The following is a 17,328-nucleotide window of genomic DNA, read 5'->3' as shown; positions in this document are numbered from 1 at the left end:
AGCCTTAAATTTTTTCTTCAAAATCAATTGATGGGTCTTGAATTTCTAAAATAATGCTTGCCACCTGTGCCATCAGTGGCTCAATTTCTTCTATACCAAATAAATACTCTTGCTCATATTGCAGAAATGTCAAATCTTGGCTAAGGTGTTTGAGTGGGAAAATACCACTCATTACTTTTTCTGTTTTATTCTTGCTTAAAAACATATAAGCGTAAATAATGAGTTGCACGGCTTTGGCATAATCTGCATTGATTTGCAAATCCTCTATTTTACCTGATTTGATTTTCACGTTTGAAGCACTGAACCCTCCAGTCTTGTAATCAATGAGACGGTGGACTCCATTGTAACTATCTATGCGGTCTATCACGCCATGAAAAGTGACTTGTAAATCTTGAAACAGATAAGTCGCGCTACATTTTTCTTCTAAGCCTTTTAAAATTAATTCTTGCCCTTGCATCGATTTCTCATCTTTGTGTATCGCATTTTTCAGCATTTCTTCTATGACTGATTTGATGATGATATTCTTACCTCGCAAAGCATTATCAAATAACAAATGGTCAATCATTTTCTGATGAAGAACCTCAGGCAAATATTTTTTAATTTTTTGGTAGAGCTGTGGTGTCAAAATTTCGTTCAAATATGGTCTGTAAAGCTCTTCTAAACATTCATGAACGATATTACCTAAAGTAATAAAACCTGCGTGCTCTTCTAATTCATCTGAATCTCTTATTTTCAACAAATAACGCTGATAAAAATCAATAGGATTTTTAACATAAGCGGCTAGCGAAGAGGGCGAAATTCTTTTTTTCCAAGATTCTATTTCATTTAAAATCAATTGAGTTTTTTTAAAGCCTTGAAAAATTTCAGTAGGCTTAATTTTCTCTGGAGCAAGCATCACTTGCTGAATTTGGTGTGGACTCTCCAGCTCCAGTTGCCTCAGAAATCGACTTTTTTCACCCTTACCTAAACTTTCTGTGTTTGAATTGTAAATAAAATCTGCCCTCTGGCATCGCTGGATGACATGGTAAAAATGATAGGCATAAATCGCATCATTTTCTAGAAATGTATTGAGTTGACTTCTTTTTCTAAACTCAAACGGGATAAAGGTGTTTTCTTGCCTCCCCAGTGGCAGCGTTCCCTCATTCACGGAAGTCATAATCACCTGCTCAAAATCCAACAAACGCGTCTCTAGCATTCCCAAAATCTGTAATCCCTGCTGTGGCTCGCCAATGAAGCTTAAACTTTCTGCAGCTAAAATCTGTTTATAAAGCCAATAAAAAGTAGTGAAATTCTCTAGCTCAAAATTTCTGTGCATTAGCGTTTCCAGCTGAATGAAAATTGATTCAAAATGATAAAGACATTCTTTTTCGAAGGTTGTGAAGTTTTTAAAACCCTTAATTTCTAGTATGAATTTTTGTAATTCTCGCACTAATTCTTTCGGATTTTTTAAGCCTTTAAAAATCCCGGCCAATTTGGTGAAGTTTAATTCACTCGGCTGGAAAAAAGCTTTATTTTTCTGCTGAACCTCAAGGTTTATTTTCAAAAATTCATCTTGATAAAATTCAGAAAAAAGATTTTGTTTTAAAACGCTAAAAAGGTTTTGATAATAAAATGCTCCTCCAAATTTATCTCTATTCATGTGTAACTCAATGACCGAGCGAAAAAAATTGGACATGGGTAAATTTTGAAGTGCTATACCCATCGTCACATTCACTTTCTCAATGTTGGGCGGCAGAGAGTTCAAAACTGCTGGTAGCAACTGCTCATCTGCCAAAATCAAAGCTGTTTTGGCGACCTGTTCTGGCTTCAATTTGCTTAAAATTTCTCCAGCAATTTTGGCTTGGCTTACTTGGTCTGGCGCTTGAATGACTTGAAAATCTTTTGGTTCTGAAAAATGATGACTCACAAACTGAAACGATGCTAAACTCTTCTGATGTTGGCGCAAGAAAAAACCAGCTTCCTGAATAGGGTCGTTGAGATAATATTCATCGGCATCCCACAAGCAAGCTGCTCTTTCTGTTTCTATCAATTTCTGTATCAGTAACTTTTCAGTCTTGGTGAGTGCATTAAATCCGCAGAAGTAGTAGAAATCCCCATTGTTTTCTATATACTTCTCTGCATTCTCTACCGCTTGCCGAGCAATCATTCCCCTGAAACCTAAACCTTTATTTTCTAGATAAATTTTTAAAGCCTTAAAAAATTTTTCTGCCATCGACCAAAATCCTAAATAATTTTGCATGATTTGATTTTGCCCGATTTCTATCTCCTGACTCCAGATTTTCATTCTTTCATCAGAAGCCAACGCCTGGAAAAGCGTTTTTGCATCTACACTTTCATTTTCTATGTCATCAAAATCTTTGAGCAAAGTGGGAATCCACTTGATGAAATCCTCAAAACTTTCCGCTTCTTCAGCAATGTTTTTGTAAACGGAATATGCCTCAAACCACAACGGTACACCCTTGATTTTCACTAAATCAGCCATAGCAGAAAGCAATTCTTCTATACTAAAGAATTGTGGCATCACACCGGTGTAATTTTGGCTCAAAATTGCAGACCGAAAAAATTGTTTGGAACGATTTCCTGGTACTACGATAGAAATTTTTTCAAGGCTTGAATGATTTTTTAAAATCTCTTTGGTACAGTTAGAAATAAAAGATTTCATCAGATTTTTTGATTAACGTAATCCATCAGCATTTCTTGATTCTCACACAGCGACTTCAATCTTTCATTGATGAATGTGAGAATATTTTTTTCACTTTGCTTTGGGTAGAGCACATGCACATTAGCGCCAGCATCTAAGGTAAAACAAATTTTTTCTCCTGTTTCTTCTCTGAAACGCCAAATTTCTTGGATTGCTTTTACCGTCTGGGGTTCCATCAAGATAAAATAAGGGTCTGAAGTCATCATCATCGCATGAAGACTTAGAGCTTCCTTTTCTACAATTCTTATAAATGTATCTATATCAGCCTGTTCTAAAGCTTTAAGTAAAATTTTCAAATTTTGATCTGCTTGCTTAAATCGCTGCTCTGCAAATAGATGTTCATTCATCAATTGATGTCCCAATGTGCTTGAAACTCTCTTTTTCCCTTTGTGAATCAATAAAATACAATCCTGAAAGTCTTGAAAAATCGGGTTTATTCTGTGATTAATCGAGATGCTAAATTCATTGTTACTGCCTTCTATTTCTGCTGTTTTCCCCCAAACCACAGCGCCTGGATATAAGGAGCGCGATGCACTTCCTGACCCCAAACGTGCTAAAAATGAAGCTTTTTCTATAGCCTTCTCATTTTTGTAGCCAAATTCTTCTTCCATTTGGATAAGACAACTCGCCAAAGCACTCATCCCAGAAGCCGAAGACGCTATGCCGCTACTGTGAGGAAAGCTGTTGTGCGTATGGACTTCAAAATCGTAATAGTGAATGAATGGAATGTAATCAATAATTGACTGAAAAAATTTTTCAATTTTTGGAGCAAAATCAGGTTGATTTGTGCCATCAAGAAATACCTGAATATTGGTTTTTTTTCCTCTTTTTTCTTTAAATTTCAATTCTGTTTGAGTGAATGCCTCGCTTAGGGTAAAACTTAGTGAGGGATTTGCTGGAATTTGTTTGCTGTATTTCCCCCAATATTTGATGAGTGCAATATTGCTAAAGCCTTTCGCTTTTACGCTTCCCGTTGGTTGCAAATTATAATCTGAAATTGAAGTTATAAAGTTATTTCTCATTTATAGCAATCTAGATTTTTTTGTAAAATTAGTTTTTAATAAAAGACTTTACGAGTAATTCATTATTCTCTAAAAGTATTTTAATGAAATATTTACCATTTTTTATTTTAGATAGATTTAAAGTTATTTTTTTTTCTTTTGTGAGTTTTTCGTCATAAACTTTATTCCCCAATAAGGAATAAATAGTGATGTTATTCATTTTCACATCTTTAGTTGTTTCTACCACGATTATGGTAGAAGCAGGATTTGGATAGATTTTAACGAGACCTTTTATTTTATTTTCTTTTATGATTTCACTTCTATGACTATGATTTTCTGAGCTGTTTTGAGCCAAAGAAAATACACTAAAAAATAGAATAAATAAAAAATGCTTCATATAAGAATTTATTTCAATATAAATTTAGTTTATTTTTTTGTAGCGTCCTAAAAATGTGTTATAATTAAATAAATTAGTGTTGGGAGTTCTTATAAAAAATCAACAATGCTTACCCTAAATGGAAGTATTATTATTCTTGTTCATTTACCTTCTTTTTGGCAAAAGACTCAGATTAATAAATCTGAAATATATCTTTTAAAATCACACGCTTAATAGAATGTTACTAATTATTTTTTGAATCTTCAAATATTCTTCTTCCATAATATATTCTGTTCTGTCATGCGTTCATTTGATTTCGCTACGAGTCGCTTATTTGCTGTGTTGCTGTCGCTTAACTTGTAATTAAAGATTATTGAAATAATCTCTTTGCTTAAAAATCCTTGTGGATAGAAGTTTTTGTTGCATTTATTTTTGTTTCAATTCATTATCTCTATTTTATATAAAAACACAAAAGCCTGTAAGTTACATACAGGCTTTTTCTGAATTTTTAATCCATTTTTTTTAATAATTAGGATTATTTAGTTTCACAGGGATGTTAAAAATTAATGTTGCATTTGAACCATCTGCCATTTTTGCTGGCTCAATTTTATTTCCTTTTCTCTTTAGATAATCCGCTGCTTTTTCTAAAGCTCTTTTTGCTTGAGGTTTAAAGACATCGTCACCCATCTCAGGATCAACGTCGGCAATATAACCTTCTGTTGTCACGTGAAATTTTAAACGAACAGCCACGGATTGCTTATCTACATTTGGAAATTCCATATCTAGATAGCGTAGGATGTCTTTACTAATCTCTTGCTGGAAACAAGCAATTAATTTTCTTTTGTCGCCTTTTAATTTCTCACATCCAGGGTAGATTGCCATTTCAGCAACCCTATTCACCGTTACAGGTTCTGTAACACGCTCTTCCTTGGGAGCTTCTTGTGTTTTTGTTTTCAAGCCAGATAAATCTACTTTTTTAGTAGGACCTGTACTTTTAGCAACGCTTGTAATCTTAGGTGGTTCTATTTTCTGTTCCTGTAATTTTGGTGGCTCTACCGGGTCTGGCACCTGTTCTATCTCTTGTGGTACGGGCGGTGGCGGTGGTGGCGGTGGCTCGTCTGGTTCTGGTGGCGGTGGTGGTGTTTCCGGTTCGGGAATGTCAATCAACACAGCCTCTGTCGCCGGTTCTATCTCTGCTACTTGTTCTTCTACAACAGGTACTGTTTCGTATTTTTTCCAATTGAAAAATCCTAGGACTCCCAAAAGGACTACGTTCAGCCCTACCAAAAAGTAAAGCAGACTAGAGCGGTCAAGATTCGCTTTTTCTGTCTTTTTAACTTCCATTTGATTAGGTTTTGAGCTACTAAAGTAGTGTATTTTTCTAATTAATCAAAATATTCAGTTTTTAATTTTCTTAGATTTTATTTTACTGATTGATTTTAAATTTTTTAAGCCTTTATTTTTTTTATAAAAAAGTAACTTAATGCTCCTAGCACGTCTGCCAATAAGTCGTTCCATTCAAAACTTCTTCCCCAGTTTAGTTTTTCTTGTAAAACTTCTATGCATAATCCTATTATTATCAAGACTATTGTTTTTGAACTTATTTTTTGCTCAAAAGCTCCATCATAGAAAAACGCTAAGAAGAAGAATAAAAGAACGTGTACGATTTTATCTGCTCCATTAAATATAAAACCATCTGTAAAAGATTGTTTTAGCTCCTTGCTTGGCAAAAGCGTAGTAAATAAAACAAGACTTAAATAAAAATAAAAAAAATATTTTCTTGTGGTCTTACTCTCCCACCAAGTCTTTGTACGCTTCTGCATCTAAGAGGTCTTCTAAATCTCCCGTGACTTTAATTTTAATAATCCAGCCTTTCCCGTAAGGGTCTGTATTTATAAGTTCTGGCTGATCATCTAAATTTTCATTTAGTTCTACGACTTCTCCTGTCACTGGCATAAATAAGTCTGAGACTGTTTTCACTGCTTCTATAGAGCCAAATACTTCGCCTGCTTCTACTTCTTCGCCTTCTGTGTCTACATCTACAAAAACGATATCGCCGAGTTCTCTCTGGGCATAGTCTGTAATACCAATGGTAGCGCTATCGCCTTCTACTTTTATCCATTCGTGATCTTTGGTGTACTTTAATTCTGTTGGGGTATTCATCTTATATAATTTTTAATTAATTTCCGAAACTAAATGTAGCTCTAATTCCTGCTCTCACCGTCGAAAGCGGGTAAGCTGTTGAGATTTTATATTTTGTCATTAATTGCTCGTAGTACAAACTTACATTAAAATTATCAGTCAATAAATATTCTGCATTAATTCTTAATGAAAATATTTGCTGTCCGCCATTTACTTGTAAATCTTTTTCTAGAATTCTACGAATACTGGTTTCTGAATCTCGCAAAGATAAATCTGCTCGTATGTTAACATCTCCTTCAAAGGTTTTTTTGCTTCCCATGTATCGTATGTTGAATTTAACTTTAGGTATAAGATACCCAAAACCGAGCACATATTCATTGCTATAATCTTCGGTGAGTGTGAAGTTACTTAAACTCAAATTCATGAATCGGTCTCGGTTGTATTCTGCTTTGATTTGCATTTGATTTCTCAACCTGATACTGATGCCTACAAGCGGAGCAAATGATTCTATCATACTCACGCTACCATAAATATTCTCTGAGTATAAGTTTTGGTTTCCATTTAAACCTGAGACTGGATTGCCTGATGAGTCGGTAATGATGGAGCCATCTGAGTCTAGCGGATATGGATTTGAGAAATAGTCAATATTTGATTGGACTCCTCCTACTGTGTAAGTTGACGTATAATTGTGAGTGAGCTCAAACTGGTCAAAATATTTTGATAAAAATGGGGTTCTCGTCAAGCCAGTATAGCGAATGTTCCAATTGGGTAAAGGTATGTTTTTCTTAAAATTAAAGCCCCTTTCTTTTACGTCTATTCCCTGATAAGTGTATAGAAATGCTGGCACTAGAATGTCTGCATTCGCTATACCAAAGCCTTGCACAAAGCCATCTCCATCGGTATCTTGCAAATCGTACTGACGCCCTTTTGAGGCTGAAATTTTTTGTGCATTTTTCACCAATCTGTCAAACAAGAAGTCTTTACTCTTCGTTGCTGTCGTCAAACTAATGGTAGATGTCGTGAAGTTTTGTTGATGATTCCCAAAGGCTTTTTCAAACCCGTATTCATTCCTGGGCAAAACAACATTGTATCCACTCTGGTAGAAGTTTTCTATCAAATTTCGTCGCCCGTTTAAGTCTATTATGAGAGATGGGCTTGGCTCAATTTGTAAATTTGCAGTAAAGTCTTCCGTCAATGTAGACGTATAAGGTTCAGTGAGGTATTCGCTCCCCGTTATCCAACCGTTTTCTACTGCTTTTCTCCTCAAATCTCTCTGTGAACCAAAAATAAAACCAAAATCTGGCCCTGAATTATTTTTACCTAAGCCAAAGAAATTAGGTTCGCTTAGAAGCCCAGGCAAGATAATTCCCTGATTTTTATTGTAAGAAAATTGTGCTCTTTTAATGCTTTGTGCACCCAAAAGTAAATATTCTTTGAAACTATATTTGTTTCGTAATTTCACTTTCAGATTATTAATTTTTCTAAAGCCTTGTTCTTTTTCTGCCAGATTAGAATAAAGGTTTTGTAGACTATCCAACTCTCTTTCTCTTGCTATTTTCTTGGCATCCAATCTTTTAAAAATTTCAAATTGCGAGTAAAGTTCTTCAAAATTCATATTCCCGTTAACGTTCCAAGTTCTAGAGTTTTGTGCTAAATTCCCTAAATCTTCAAACTGATTATTTACATTAGAGTGGTTGGACAATCGAGCTCGCCAATCATACAAAGCATTGTAGCCAACATCTGCTTGCAGCCATTGTAAATAAGGGAATAAATGCAGTGGTGTGCGATAGTTTATCCTCAGTTCATGGCTGTAGTTAACTGGTCTACCGATGCTCAGTAAATCCTTGAAAATAAGATTCTTTTTTACATTGACGGGTGATAAATCTGCGAGAGTTTTAGTTGCTGCATTATAATCAATGCGTAAAGATTTACTAAGGTCAAAACCAATGTTATACCGCCAATTGAACAAAAAGTTATTGGAAAATACAGGGCGGGTCAATAATTTTTGATTTCCTGCGCTTAAGGTTCCTGAGAGGTCTCTGAATAATTGCTGATTATAAGTTCTGAAAATATCTGTCCTAAATCCAATTCTGCTCGGTATCGGGTTGATATTCACTTCTTTTATCCATTGTAAATATTTAGAAGATTCCATCGAATTTTGCACCATTCGCCAATTTTTGAAAGGTTCATAATTTAAACTTTTAAATTGATAATTGTAATTCAAAGAGGCATTTAAATCTTTGCGCAAATCATAAGCCGTATATAAATCTCTGAAATAATCAGTCCTATAAAGTGCTGAAATTGAAAAATTCTCAATACTGTAGAAATGCTTTTCTGCTTTGGGTGATGTTTTGATTTTACGAATATTATTGAAAGCAATACTGGTTCGTTTATTATAGGTTCTAATAATTTTTTGCAGTTGCTCTTTTCTTGGGTCTTCATTGAACTCTATATCATCATCCAACGGATTGTATTTGGGGTCAATAAATTCTTCTTGAATGCTGTAATTTAATGGGATTTTCAAACCCCATTTTTCTGGGAGAAATTTATCTACATTCACGTTGGCATTAAACGCATAAGCCTTCACTTCTTCTTGTTGACGTTCTACTGGCCTACGGTCTATAGCGCCAAAACCTGATGTGGAAATATTCCCAGTCGCTGTAATTTGTGCTAAATCACTCAAGTTCATATTAAGTGTAGCTTTCCCTGCGTAGCCGCCTTCATTATCAATTTCAGCCAAGCGAAGCTCATTTATCCAAACAATAGCATTTTTCACATTAAAACTCCCTGTGTTTCTTACGCCAATCATCAAACTTGAAACGCTCCCTAGGGAAGGTTTCCCTTTGATGTAAACGTATTTTCCACTCCCCGCAATAGCTTCTTTCCCAAATCGCTCATTTAAAGCTAAAGAAATGTATTCTTTTTTTAAGGCTTTAAAAATTTCTGTATCAATATCTATGCTGTTGCTCTCTGGCCAGATGGAAGTTGGCGAATTGGCTGTGATGGGTGAATACTCTAGTGGTATTTCATATTCATAGTAATTTTCTACCAAATCACTTCCTAATCGAATGAATAGTTTTAGATTATTATTTGGTTGCGTTCCATTTTCCCCGGCATGAACGTGGGTAAACATTTTTAATTTCTTATATCTTCTTAAGTCTAGAGTCGTATTTTTGAAGATTGCTCTAGCATCCTGTGTGGCTAAATCTGCTAAATTCAAGACCATAGAAGCTTCGTTTTTTCTCTGCAATCCTACGCTGCTTTGAATTTCCTCTCGCTGAATACCAGGAGGCGTCACATAGGGTGGAATGGCTGTAGAATTCTCTTCTATATTCACTATTCCTAGGGATAGGTTGGTGTTGTCTATATCTTGTGTGCCTTCGTTGGCGCGCACGTTTGGGTATAGATTTTTTTGGTACTTTACCCAATCACTCCTCACTAAGTCAAAACTACCAAATCGTAAAGTTGTTGTATTTTTAAAGCCTTTTAAAATTAATCGCATAAAGCGAGCATTGTTGAGAACATTTTGGGAAGCTGCACCTGCATCTTCATCATAATCTGACAATGGGATTCTAAAAAGATACCATTTTGACTCGCCTCTTTGTCCGTTTTCAAACAGAATCGGTGTTGCTTTTTCATCAACAATGAATGGATTGTTTAAATTCAAATTTTCTTTGGCTAAACGAAGTGTATACTGGTTGTAATTTTCAATACGATCTAGATTATAATCTTGATTCACATCTTCTGCATCGGGTACGGCTGTTGCTGCCTCTAAGCTGCCTGTGGGTGAATTCCCTTGTGGGTTTCTAAAATATTTATATCGCTCTGGTAAATTATTGGCTCTGGGGTGGTTTTCCCAAGCTTTATCCATATAGTAAACAAAATTATCTGCCGCAGGGTCAATTTCTCCTGTAACTTCATTTTGTGATGTAGCAAAATTACTATAGCCAAGTCTTAATTTTTCTTCTTCATCTGTCAACCCATTATAGCCGACATCTTGCATTCTTCTGTTTTGCTCTTCTTTATCAAAAGAATATAAAACTGCTTGATTCGTAGGCTGCTTCCCCCATCGGTTATTTTGTATATTTCCCCCGCTGGCATTCAAGCCGTTTTCATAGAAAAGTTTACCGTCTCTCAATAAATCTTCTGACACGTTCCCTAGGTGAAGTAGAATTTTTGCTTCAGGGTTGTTATCTAGCCCATCCAAATAAGGATCCATCATCCAAAATTCAACATATTCTACATTATTTTGAACCAAATTTGTTATGGGCAAAGCACGAGTTAAGCCTCCCCATAAATCTCTTTGGTTTTCTGTATTCCAATTCGGGTTTAAATTATATGGGCCGCGGTCTTTAGGGAAATAAGAAATATCAAACGTGGAGGTATAATTTGTAGTTCCAGCATTCATATCTCTCCCTGAAAAAAGCTCTAACGTACTGACTCTCCTAGAGTTATGTTTACTCAAATCTGAATTTGATATAGCTCCGCTCCCGCTCTGCTTGTAAAAACGTGGGTCTACATTATACCAAGTAATTAACCTTCTATTGTAATTAATGCTGAAATCATCTGGATTAAAAATACTTGGGTCAAAATCATGATTAGGCAAGGCGGTAGAACTAATGGGTGTAGCCGCAAGTTGCCAAGCATTTGGGCTCATCAAAGAAATAGAGGTTTGTGAGTTTTCAAAATCATCAATATACGACTGATTATTGATGGAATTATTGGTCCCAGGCATCAAATACGCTGCTTCTGCTGCAAAACTGATATTGGATTTAGCATCTGTATTTACAAACGGTATTTTATCTACCATTCGCGTCAACCACTCCGATTCACTATTGTAAAGAATATTAGCTCCAACAATGGAATTACTCACTGGTTCGTCATTATATTGCGCTTTTGTAACTGAACCTAATGGTTTTTCTTGATAATTCATAAAAGTTCCGCCCAAAATAAAATTATCTGAAAAACGATGCTCTACATTTAGCCCCCACAAACGCTTTGTTTGCATATTGAATGTAGAACGATTTTCTAAGCTAATTTGAATATTTGCTCCATTATCTAGAAGGGTTTGGTTTATAATATTTACTCGCCCCAGCTGGTAGTCAACAGTATAGTCTACGCCCTCTAGTAATTCTCTGCCATTGGTAGAAACTTTAACGGAACCTCTTGGCACATTAAATGCCCCTAAGGGAATTCCGCCTGTCCCTGAGCTTTTATATTGTCCTTGCAAGAAGTAGCGATTGGCTTTCTCATTCTGTTCAAATGTGATTGGAAGCTGCGTATAAAGCTCATTTATAACGTATTTATCTTTATTCCGACTGATTTTATTTTCTATGGTTTTACCAAAAGGTTCAATCGTTGTAAAAATAATCTTTCCATTTTGCTGATCGATGGTAATTCCTGGCAGATAATCAAAAAGTCCATCTCCCTGATTGTTATTCCCCTCTTGGACTTTACCGTTTCTATTCAAACGATCCATATTTAGTACCTGAAGAAGTGTTTTATCTTCTACCGAAGTATCTGGCAAATAATTCAGATCTGCAGTCCCTAAATCTGTATTTTTGTAGAGAATGTTTAAACGAAAATCTTCTGATGAAAGTTGATAAGTATCTAGCGAATAAATATTTTTCATCATTAGCTTCCACATAGGAGAAGTTACATCTACAGAAGTATTGGACTTGATTAATTTTGCAATCAACAAGCTACTTTGTTGGTCAGAAAATTCACCTACCGAGTAAACTTTTCCTGGCTGATTGGTCAAAGTATATTGAAACGAAACGGCCAATAACTCATTGTCATTCAGCTTTTGATTTAGTGAAATATAACCTAAACTTGGGTAAAACTGATATTCTGAAGCGTTTAATAATCGAACATTTTCATGTACTAAATAATGTTCTCCCATGTGATAAGCTTTCCCCTCGCTATCTCGCAAATTAAGCGAAGCTATAGAGGAATCAATCAAGCTGGCATCTCTCATCCTTGGCAAGCTAGAAATCTGATTATACAAACCAGCATTCGCTGGAGTTGAATTATTTTCACCTAAATCTCTCAAACCTAAAATTGCTCTTCTATTCTCTGGGTTAGCATTTCCCCTGTCGATTACCCACACCTCTAGTCTTGAGATATTAATCTGAGAAGAAATAAACGGATAACTAGACAGACTTTTATCATAATTATTACGAAAAAACTGACTTAGAAAATAATGTTGATTAGCCTCATAATCTTTTGCATAAATTTTAAATCGACTGATTACATTTCCTTTCTCTACATTGATGTGCTTACTCTCTGACTCTTGCTGAGAAAAAAGCGTCGTGATGTACGTATTTCCAAATTTCAGTTTCGCTTTCGCCCCAAACAAACTTTGCACCCCTGTGATTAAAGATGTATTGAGCGGCAAACTCACATTCCCAAATTCTATGGTTTGTAAAATACTATCTTCCCCTCCCTCTTGGTTCGGTCGCCAAGAAATATTCATCCTATTTTCAAAAGCAAAACCAGCTTGGGTATCATAATTAGCTTCTAATTGTAGGTTTTCTCCCACTTTACCGATTAATCCCATTCTGATTTGCTGCTGAAGATCAACAGCCAGATTTTTTCTATTCTGAGGTAGTAGCTGTGGATTCTCAAGGTTTTGATACAACACGCCTAAATCTATCGAAGCATAGCCTTTGGGTACTAATTCAATTTTATTCCCGCCAAATATAGATTTGAAAATTTTGTTATTTACCTGGAGGCTTGGTAAAATTTCAGCAAATTCGGTTCTTTTATTCTCTATATCTTCAAATCGATTACGGTATTGAATATCTACAGACTGTGATTTTTGTTTATAATATTCAGAAATATTTTCTGAAAGCAAGGCTTCCAAATATTCTTCTCTCGTCAAATAAATAGGGAGACCTATCGGCCTTCCGTTCACTTCTTTTTGAAGAACATATTGCTTGGTTTTGGCATTATACTTCCCGACCCAACCCAATGGTGATTGTAGGTAAATACCGCGATTCAAATTAATTGAATCCTGTTTTGACGTTTCTTGCGAAAAAGCAAACGGAACATTGATAAGAACTAAAAAAAACAGGAAGCTTAAGCGGCTAAAAAGCTGATTTTTTTTCAAAGCCTTATTTTTTTTTGAGCGTTAATTTTATTAATTCCTCTACCGTACTCTGAGGACTTTCGTTCAATTGCTGTTGCACAATAGGTTCAGCAAATTTCTTGGGTATACCCAACACTTCTAAGGCAGAAAGTGCCTCATTTTTAATATTATTTACAGGTAAATCTGAATTTAAATACTCCATATCATCATTACCGATTTTATCTTTTAAATCCAAAATAATTCGCTGCGCTGTTTTAGCACCAATCCCTTTGATTGCCTTTAATGCATTCACGTTTTCATTCAAAATGGCTTTGCTCAGCTCTCGGCTATCAAGCCCAGAAAGCATAGAAATAGCCGAAGATGGCCCTATCCCGTTAACAGTAATTAGTAACCGAAATAATTCCCTCTCATTCTTTCCTGCAAAACCATAAAGAATTTCCGCATCTTCACGCACATGGTGGTAAGTGTAAATCAATACATTTTCAGGTTTCTTTTTTAATTCTGTGTACGTATTTAAACTTATTACCAGCTCATACCCCACCCCATACGCTTCTACCACAACCGCTGCTGGGGATAACTCTACAACACTTCCTTTGATAAAAGTAATCATTTCAGGATTTCATTTAAGTCGCTAAGGTAAAAAATTCATCTTAGATTACCATTAATTCGAGTTTCTCATTTTTTTTAAGCCTTGAAAAATTTCAATTAAAAAGGCTACAAAAATTGTAGCCTTAATCATAATATCATTTTTATGTTTAATTTGTTAAAACAAATAAGTAACCCCCAAACTTACAGCGAAATTATTATTAACTTTATCTTCAGCTTTTATATGTTCTTTCCATTCGGAAGAATCTAATAAACCATAATAAATTCGGATGTCACCTTCAATATTTCGGTTCAAAGACAAACCAAGCCCCCCTGTGAGTCCAAAATCAAATTTATTGTAATTCTCATTTTTAAATTCAGACTTACCAATCAAATAGCCTAGCTGCGGCCCAATCAAACCAAAAACTTCGGTTTCTTGTTCAGAGAAATAGGCTTTAAAAAGAATCGGAAGAGACAAGTAATTTAGGTTAAATTTTTCAGAAAAGTTTGCCGTTTCATTTTTTTCACCGTATTGGTTGAAGAGTAATTCCACCTGCACATTATACTCGAAACTATTGTTGATTGGCTTCATAAACACAGCACCTCCACCAAAACCAAATTTTGATTTTGAATTGCCATGAATTTGGTTAATTTTAGAATAATTCCCGTTTAGCTTCGCACCGATTCTTACATCATCAAAAAATTGTGCTTGAACCGTACTAAAACCAAAAATTGCTATCAATAATACAACTAAATTTTTCATTTGATTTTTTTATTTTACTAATTTAAAACTTCTTTTACTTTCGCACCAATTTCAGCTGGGGACTCTACTACATGAATCCCGCATTCGCTCATAATTTTCATCTTTGCTTGCGCCGTATCATCTTTACCTCCTACGATTGCACCAGCGTGCCCCATGGTTCTACCTTTGGGCGCTGTTTGCCCAGCGATGAATCCAATCACTGGTTTTGTTCCATTTTCTTTTATCCATCTTGCAGCTTCTGCTTCTAATTGCCCTCCGATTTCACCTATCATCACAATGCAATCAGTTTCATCATCTTGCATAAACATTTGAATCGCTTCTTTAGTCGTCGTGCCAATGATGGGGTCACCACCGATGCCAATAGCTGTCGAAATCCCGTAGCCAGCTTTCACCACTTGGTCTGCAGCTTCATACGTCAAAGTCCCTGATTTAGATACAACTCCTACCCTTCCTTTTTTGAATACGAATCCAGGCATGATACCTACTTTCGCTTCATCAGAAGTTATAACTCCTGGGCAATTTGGCCCTATCAATACCGAATCACGCTCATCAATATAATGTTGAACTTTTACCATGTCTGATACTGGAATACCTTCTGTGATGCAAATAATCACTTTGATGCCTGCTTCTGCCGCTTCCATAATGGCGTCTGCCGCAAATGCTGGCGGCACAAAAATTATACTCACATCAGCTTGCGTCTGCTCTACAGCCTCCTTTACGGTGTTAAAAACTGGTTTGCCTAAGTGTGTCTGTCCACCTTTTTTGGGCGTAACGCCGCCTACGACATTCGTTCCGTATTCTATCATTTGTTCCGCATGAAAAGTTCCTTCACTTCCAGTGAAACCTTGAACTATTACTTTAGAGTCTTTGTTTACAAGTACTGACATTTTATAATTTTTTATTCTTACAAATATAAAGTTTTCATGTTAACTTAAAAATCTCTACAGAGGTATCTTTATGATTTTTTTTAAAGCTTTATTTTTTTTATAAATTTAAATAGGCTTTAAAAATATTTCATCTTTCCCAAAGTCCTAAAAAAATCCTTCAGTCAAATCTCTGGTAGGATTTAATTCTAATTTTATTTAAATTTTTCTTTTCAGGGAATCTTTGTTCCATCAAAATTATTGGGATTCACCATTGGTAAATTTGAACCAAATTTAGCATTGATGGAATTAGCAAATTCATTTGCTACAATTGCATAGCCTCTTCCATTTAAGTGAACGCCGTCGAGAGAAAATGCCCCACCAGAAATAAAGTTAGTAGTATAATTCACCCCATTGTATCTCATTCCTCTTTTTAGTTTATTCATTTTAGCATGGGTATCGACTAACGCTAATCCGTAATTGGATGCTAAATTACTTATAGAGGCATTGATTTTTGAAGTTACGGCTTTAATTTCTTCTACTTCTCTAGAAGTTAAGACTTCATTATCTTTTAGCGGATTCGTTAAACCCGTAACCGAAAGCTGTGTTGCTGTATTTTCAGGCAACCCCTTTCGCATCAAAGCTTGCTTTCGCTCTTCATTTACTTGACCTAATTTTGAACTCAAAGTTAAAATCAAATAATCGCCTTCTTTTGCTTGTCTTGTTTGCCCGTAGATGGAAGCTAAAAGTGCTGCTTGTGCTTGCGGAATTCCCTTAGCCACTAGGGCTTGTGAAATTTGAGTAGACAGATCGGCTAAGCTTTCATCAAAAATAATAGGTGCTGAACTTTCGGTTTCAGAGAAATGCACTATTCTTTCTTCTGCTCTTACCGCTTTGAAAAACTGATTCAAAGACTCAAAAGATTGATTTAAAATCTGAATTTGTGATGAATACGCAGAGTTACTTACAGAAAAAGGTTTTACTGGAACTGTCGTGAAAAAAGGGATAGAGGTCACATCTGGGATGTTTGCTACAGCTCCCTTAGCTCCACTGCTTGTGAGTTTTTGCAATATGGTATTGATGGCGCCAACTACCAAATTAGGGTCAGACAAATCTGAGGTTGCATAGGTAGAAGCATCCATATTTCCTGTTTGATTTACCCCGCTTGCTCCACTCATGGCATAGCCTAAAACATCATTATTCCCAATCCAAAGGGTGAAAAAACTAGGCTTTTGTTTCATCGCATCTCTTAGAATAGACGTATTCTCTTCGGTAGCCATTCGCACAAAATAGGGGTTTGCCTTCCCTGCTGCTAAGGACTGCTTACTGCCATAAGTTTCTGCCAACAAATGATAAGATTTTGCTCCAGGTACACCCAAATTATGAAAATCGCCATTGACTAAAGAGTTTTCTAAGCTATTTTGTGGCTGAGACGGCACAGGGGTTGGTGCTCCATTTACTAAATTTAGCTTTAATTTTCCGTAAAAAGATGTTCCACCCGACTGCTGAAATAAGTCTGAAAATCCACCCACATCATCAGGCATGTATGGCTGCTTAAATTCCTTTGAATTTTGCCCCATCATTCTTGCTAAAATTGCTGGGTAGCTTTGCTTCTGCATAGACTGATAAAGTGCTCCGTCTGCAAAGCCTGCCGTCAAAGAATTCCCCAACGCTACATAAGTCGTAAAGTCTGCTTCACCACTATTTAATTTAAAATCTTTAACCTCGTTTTTAAAATCTTCATCACAAGAAGTAATAAAAATGAAGACAAAAACAACTCCTATATATTTTAAAATTTTATTCATCT

General features: G+C 35.6%; 11 protein-coding genes. All 11 read right to left on the bottom strand.

Annotated features, from left to right (window positions below):
- Positions 1–4 precede the first annotated feature (4 nt).
- A complete protein-coding gene (locus QOX03_RS01325; protein ID WP_283671194.1) occupies positions 5–2,662 on the bottom strand; it encodes a PD-(D/E)XK nuclease family protein in 2,658 nt (885 codons plus the stop codon).
- On the bottom strand, positions 2,662–3,723 hold the full coding sequence (locus tag QOX03_RS01320) for a diphosphomevalonate decarboxylase (protein ID WP_283671193.1): 1,062 nt from the start codon (positions 3,721–3,723) through the stop codon (positions 2,662–2,664). Before QOX03_RS01320 ends, QOX03_RS01325 begins: the two co-directional genes overlap by 1 nt.
- A 28-nt stretch (positions 3,724–3,751) precedes the next feature.
- A complete protein-coding gene (locus QOX03_RS01315) occupies positions 3,752–4,099 on the bottom strand; it encodes a T9SS type A sorting domain-containing protein (RefSeq protein WP_283671192.1) in 348 nt (115 codons plus the stop codon).
- A gap of 501 nt (positions 4,100–4,600) precedes the next feature.
- Complete coding sequence (locus tag QOX03_RS01310) at positions 4,601–5,422, bottom strand: hypothetical protein (RefSeq protein ID WP_283671191.1); 822 nt, start codon at positions 5,420–5,422, stop codon at positions 4,601–4,603.
- A 104-nt stretch (positions 5,423–5,526) separates the two neighbouring features.
- Entirely contained in the window at positions 5,527–5,901 is a 375-nt protein-coding gene (locus tag QOX03_RS01305) for a VanZ family protein (protein WP_283671190.1), read from the bottom strand.
- Positions 5,867–6,241 (bottom strand): glycine cleavage system protein GcvH, encoded by a 375-nt coding sequence (gene gcvH, locus QOX03_RS01300; protein WP_119057063.1) that lies wholly within the window; start codon positions 6,239–6,241, stop codon positions 5,867–5,869. Before gcvH ends, QOX03_RS01305 begins: the two co-directional genes overlap by 35 nt.
- A 16-nt stretch (positions 6,242–6,257) precedes the next feature.
- A complete protein-coding gene (gene sov, locus QOX03_RS01295) occupies positions 6,258–13,223 on the bottom strand; it encodes a T9SS outer membrane translocon Sov/SprA (RefSeq protein WP_283671189.1) in 6,966 nt (2,321 codons plus the stop codon).
- A gap of 112 nt (positions 13,224–13,335) precedes the next feature.
- A complete protein-coding gene (ruvA, locus tag QOX03_RS01290; protein WP_283671188.1) occupies positions 13,336–13,920 on the bottom strand; it encodes a Holliday junction branch migration protein RuvA in 585 nt (194 codons plus the stop codon).
- Between the two features lie 153 nt (positions 13,921–14,073).
- Positions 14,074–14,658 (bottom strand): porin family protein, encoded by a 585-nt coding sequence (locus QOX03_RS01285; protein ID WP_283671187.1) that lies wholly within the window; start codon positions 14,656–14,658, stop codon positions 14,074–14,076.
- Positions 14,659–14,675: 17 nt separating this feature from the next.
- Positions 14,676–15,545, bottom strand: a complete 870-nt coding sequence (sucD, locus tag QOX03_RS01280) for a succinate--CoA ligase subunit alpha (protein WP_119057067.1) — start codon at positions 15,543–15,545, stop codon at positions 14,676–14,678.
- A 209-nt stretch (positions 15,546–15,754) separates the two neighbouring features.
- Positions 15,755–17,326, bottom strand: coding sequence for an SGNH/GDSL hydrolase family protein (locus tag QOX03_RS01275; protein ID WP_283671186.1), 1,572 nt, complete (start codon positions 17,324–17,326; stop codon positions 15,755–15,757).
- Positions 17,327–17,328: the final 2 nt, after the last annotated feature.

Source organism: Candidatus Ornithobacterium hominis, assembly GCF_951229915.1.
Classification (GTDB): Bacteria; Bacteroidota; Bacteroidia; order Flavobacteriales; family Weeksellaceae; genus Ornithobacterium; species Ornithobacterium hominis.
The sequence above is the reverse complement of the archived record's forward strand: the minus strand, read 5'-3'. Positions and strand labels throughout refer to the sequence as shown.

What these genes read in the sequence shown, in the direction of transcription:
- QOX03_RS01325 (WP_283671194.1), bottom strand. Translation starts at nt 2,662, where the DNA reads ATGAAATCTTTTATTTCTAACTGTACCAAAGAGATTTTAAAAAATCAT.
- QOX03_RS01320 (WP_283671193.1), bottom strand. Translation starts at nt 3,723, where the DNA reads ATGAGAAATAACTTTATAACTTCAATTTCAGATTATAATTTGCAACCA.
- QOX03_RS01315 (WP_283671192.1), bottom strand. Translation starts at nt 4,099, where the DNA reads ATGAAGCATTTTTTATTTATTCTATTTTTTAGTGTATTTTCTTTGGCT.
- QOX03_RS01310 (WP_283671191.1), bottom strand. Translation starts at nt 5,422, where the DNA reads ATGGAAGTTAAAAAGACAGAAAAAGCGAATCTTGACCGCTCTAGTCTG.
- QOX03_RS01305 (WP_283671190.1), bottom strand. Translation starts at nt 5,901, where the DNA reads ATGCAGAAGCGTACAAAGACTTGGTGGGAGAGTAAGACCACAAGAAAA.
- gcvH (WP_119057063.1), bottom strand. Translation starts at nt 6,241, where the DNA reads ATGAATACCCCAACAGAATTAAAGTACACCAAAGATCACGAATGGATA.
- ruvA (WP_283671188.1), bottom strand. Translation starts at nt 13,920, where the DNA reads ATGATTACTTTTATCAAAGGAAGTGTTGTAGAGTTATCCCCAGCAGCG.
- QOX03_RS01285 (WP_283671187.1), bottom strand. Translation starts at nt 14,658, where the DNA reads ATGAAAAATTTAGTTGTATTATTGATAGCAATTTTTGGTTTTAGTACG.
- sucD (WP_119057067.1), bottom strand. Translation starts at nt 15,545, where the DNA reads ATGTCAGTACTTGTAAACAAAGACTCTAAAGTAATAGTTCAAGGTTTC.
- QOX03_RS01275 (WP_283671186.1), bottom strand. Translation starts at nt 17,326, where the DNA reads ATGAATAAAATTTTAAAATATATAGGAGTTGTTTTTGTCTTCATTTTT.